This window comes from uncultured Phenylobacterium sp. (assembly GCF_902826855.1).
GTDB lineage: Bacteria > Pseudomonadota > Alphaproteobacteria > Caulobacterales > Caulobacteraceae > Phenylobacterium.
Genome location: NZ_CADEGK010000318.1, coordinates 1 through 3,275, shown reverse-complemented (window position 1 = coordinate 3,275; position 3,275 = coordinate 1). Strand labels below are relative to the sequence as shown.

General features: G+C 68.7%; 5 protein-coding genes. All 5 read right to left on the bottom strand.

Annotated features, from left to right (window positions below; translation table 11 throughout):
• Nucleotides 1-219: 219 nt before the first annotated feature.
• Nucleotides 220-489, bottom strand: a complete 270-nt coding sequence (locus QZV94_RS24075) for a hypothetical protein (protein ID WP_293682867.1) — start codon at nt 487-489, stop codon at nt 220-222.
• A 103-nt stretch (nt 490-592) separates the two neighbouring features.
• A complete protein-coding gene (locus tag QZV94_RS24070; RefSeq protein WP_293682865.1) occupies nt 593-1,549 on the bottom strand; it encodes an alpha/beta hydrolase in 957 nt (318 codons plus the stop codon).
• A 36-nt stretch (nt 1,550-1,585) separates the two neighbouring features.
• Nucleotides 1,586-2,620, bottom strand: coding sequence for a TerC family protein (locus tag QZV94_RS24065; RefSeq protein WP_293682863.1), 1,035 nt, complete (start codon nt 2,618-2,620; stop codon nt 1,586-1,588).
• A 52-nt stretch (nt 2,621-2,672) separates the two neighbouring features.
• A complete protein-coding gene (locus QZV94_RS24060) occupies nt 2,673-2,870 on the bottom strand; it encodes a YdcH family protein (RefSeq protein ID WP_293682861.1) in 198 nt (65 codons plus the stop codon).
• A 244-nt stretch (nt 2,871-3,114) separates the two neighbouring features.
• A complete protein-coding gene (locus QZV94_RS25310; RefSeq protein ID WP_367255277.1) occupies nt 3,115-3,207 on the bottom strand; it encodes a PEPxxWA-CTERM sorting domain-containing protein in 93 nt (30 codons plus the stop codon).
• Nucleotides 3,208-3,275 lie beyond the last annotated feature (68 nt).

The window sequence follows — 3,275 nt, the reverse complement described above, 5'->3', positions numbered from 1 at the left end:
AAATATAATGGTCAGGACAGCGAAATCAGCGCCTTACTTGGGAAATGTGGGTTACGACGTGTTTCTGTCGAGGCGGCGATTCGAGTTCTATGGCGACTGTCGCGCCGCAGCCCAGGTCCGCCTTTCGCACGAGACCCGGCTTACCTACGATCAGGCCGCGCCCGTCGCCGGGCGGTAGGCCCGTGAGCACGGGGACGTACTGGGGCGCGCCCTGGAGCTTCAGTACTTGCGATCGATCTCTTTCTCGATCGCGTCCGCCTTGGCGTCTGCCGCGTCCTCGGCCGCATCGGCCTGCCTATTGAGCGCGTCCTTTTGCGCCCCGGTCGGCGCGACGTCTGCTTGACGTTCCAGCGCGTCGGCCTGCGCTTCGCCTTGAGCCTCGACGGCGTCGGCCTGGCGATGCCCCGCGTCTTCTGCCGGACCGCTGCAAGCTGCGACAAGGGTGAGTGCGCCGGCAAACGCGGCAGCGGTGAGGATACGGGTCAGCATGGCGGCTCCGGCTTTTCGATACAGAGCCAGAACGCACGAGCCCGGTTTTGGTCCCGGCGTTACGGCAGCAGGCGCCCGGCTCGGTTTTCCGCTCGCCGAGGGCTCAGCGCCGCGCTTCCGCGCCCTGAACCGTTCGGAGGAAGCCGCGCAGGTCTGCGACGCTCCGGTCAGGCAGCTGTTCCATGGGCACGTGTCCGCCGTCGGCGTAGGTCACCAGCCGCGCGCCGGGGATTCCGCTGGCGAAGCCGCTGGCGCTCTCGGGCGGGATCACCTGATCCTTCAGGCCGACCATGACGAGGGTGGGCGTGCGGATGTTCGCGAACATCGCTGGAGTGGGCGCGGGACCTTCGCGCCGGCCGCCGGTCAGCAGGGCGCGGTGGCCGGGCGCGCGGGCGAGCTCGACATAGCGATCGATCAACTCGTCGGTGACCAGCCGCTCGTCCAGGTAGGCCTGACGCAGGCCGCGGGCCGCGAGAGGCCCCGGGTCGAGGTTGCGCAGCAGGGCCCGGCCGGCGGGGTTGGCCAGCAGCTTGAAGACCCCCGGGGCGCCTTCGCTGCGTGCGCCCGACGGCCACCCCGCGGCATTGACGAGCACGAGGCCCTGCAGACGCTCGGGGTGCTGCAGGGCGTAGGACCAGGCCACGGCCCCGCCCATGGAATTGCCGCCGAGGACGAAGCGCTCGACGCCGAGTTGGCGGGTGAGTTCGTCGACCGCCGCCACATGGTTCGCCGTGGACATCCGGTAGCCGGATGGCGCGCGGGTCAGGCCGTGCCCCGCCAGGTCGAGGGTCAGCACCCGGTAGTCCGCCTTGAGACGCTCGGTCCACGGCTCCCAGGCGTGAAGCGACGCGGCGAAGCCGTGCACCAGAACGACCGTTGGGGCGGTCCTCGGGCCCTCGTCGCGGTAGTGCACCCGCAGCCCGCCAGGCAATGTCGCGTAGCGCGATGCCGCGTTGGCGTACTTCTGTTCGAGCCGCGGGTACGGGATATCGGCCGCAACGCAGCCGCCGAGCCAGGCTGCGGTCACGGCGATGACGAGCGCGCGCAGGAGATTGCCCATCGGAGTTTGGTAGCACGCCGGGCCGCAGACGCGAGGTCAAGCCGTCGGCGGGGACGGATCTGCCGCCTCCGCCCTTGGCGATCGGCCCGTCGCGGGAGGCGGGTCGGCGAGGTTGCGCGTCTTCCACAGCGACCAGGCGATGCCGGAGGCGAGGATCGCGGCGGTGATGGTCAGCGAGATGGGCGCCGGGAACTTCTCCCAGCCCATCGCTTCGGCGACGAACACCTTGGCGCCGATGAAGATCAGCAGTCCCGCCAGCGCCTGCTTCAGGTAGGCGAAGCGGGCCACCACCGCCGCCAGCGCGAAGTAGAGTGCGCGCAGTCCGAGGATGGCGAAGATGTTGGAGGTGTAGACGATGTAGGGGTCGGTTGTGATCGAGAAGATCGCCGGCACGGAATCCACTGCGAAGACCACGTCTGCCAGCTCGACCATGACAAGCGCCATGAACAGCGGGGTGGCGAACCAGGCGAGCTTGCCGCCAGCGCCGGGCTGCCGGACGAAGAAGCGGGGGCCATGGAAGTTCTTGGTCAGCCGAATATGGCTGGCGAGCCACCGGTACACCGGGCTGTCGTGAGGGTCCTTGGGCGCGGTGTCCGCTCCGAACATCTTCACGCCCATGACGATCAGGAAGGCTGCGAATACCCAGAACACCCAGGCGAAGCTGGCGACGAGCGCCGCGCCGAAGCCGATCATGACGCCCCGAAGCACGATCACGCCCAGCACGCCCCAGAACAGGACCCTGTGCTGGTAGGCTCGCGGGACGGCGAAGGCTGCGAAGATCGTGGCGATCACAAACACATTGTCGAGGGCGAGGCTCTTCTCGATCAGAAAGCCCGTGACGTATTCGAGGCCGGATTCCCGGCCGAGCTGGAACCAGACCCACCCGCCGAAGGCGAGGCCGAGGGACAGGTAGCCCGCGGAGAGCAGAAGGCTCTCGCGGACGCCGATCTCGTGCTGGTCCCGATGGAGGACGCCAAGGTCGAGCGTGAGCAGAGCGGTGACGAGCCCGGCGAAGGCCAGCCACATCCAGAGAGGCTGGCCGAGCACGGCCGCCGTGAGAAGGTCGGTCATCGTCATTCCTTGAGCGGGTGGGAGGCGCGCCGCAGCGCGCCTCCCCGGGCGATCAGCCGTGGCCGACGCGAGTGGTCACCGGCACGAGACCGGCTTCCGCCATGAACAGCTGATCCTTCACCTGCAGCTTGCGGCGCTTGAGGTCGCGCAAGATCAGAGCGTCGGGAATAGCCCGGCGGTCCTCCTCGCGGATAAGCCGCTTCAGCTCGCGGTGCAGGTTGCGCAGACGCCAGATGCGATGATGATTCATTTGCTCCTCCGATATGGAGGTGCGCCCGGGAGCCCGCTGGGCTGCTTGGGGGGAAGCGTCAGACCGAACCCCCAGGCGCACCTGTGCGGTCCGACATCACGATCGCCTTCGATCGTCAGAGGGGCCCGGTCCCGCCACGATGAGATCGGAAGCCCGGAAGTGCTTTGCAAGGGGCGCGCGCTCAATTTGCATCCGATCCGCGCGTCCGCGGGGGCGGCCCGCCGAGCGCCAGCGGACCCGGCCTCTATGCGGCCTCTCCAGTCCGTCGCCGGCGCAACGCAAGGCCGGCGCCTCCGAAGCCTAGGATCATCACCAACCAGGTCGTCGGCTCGGGCACGGCGGCCTGTAGGCTCGGCGCGACGTCCGCGATCGCTGGCGGATGCGGTAAGGCCGCGGACCACCCGC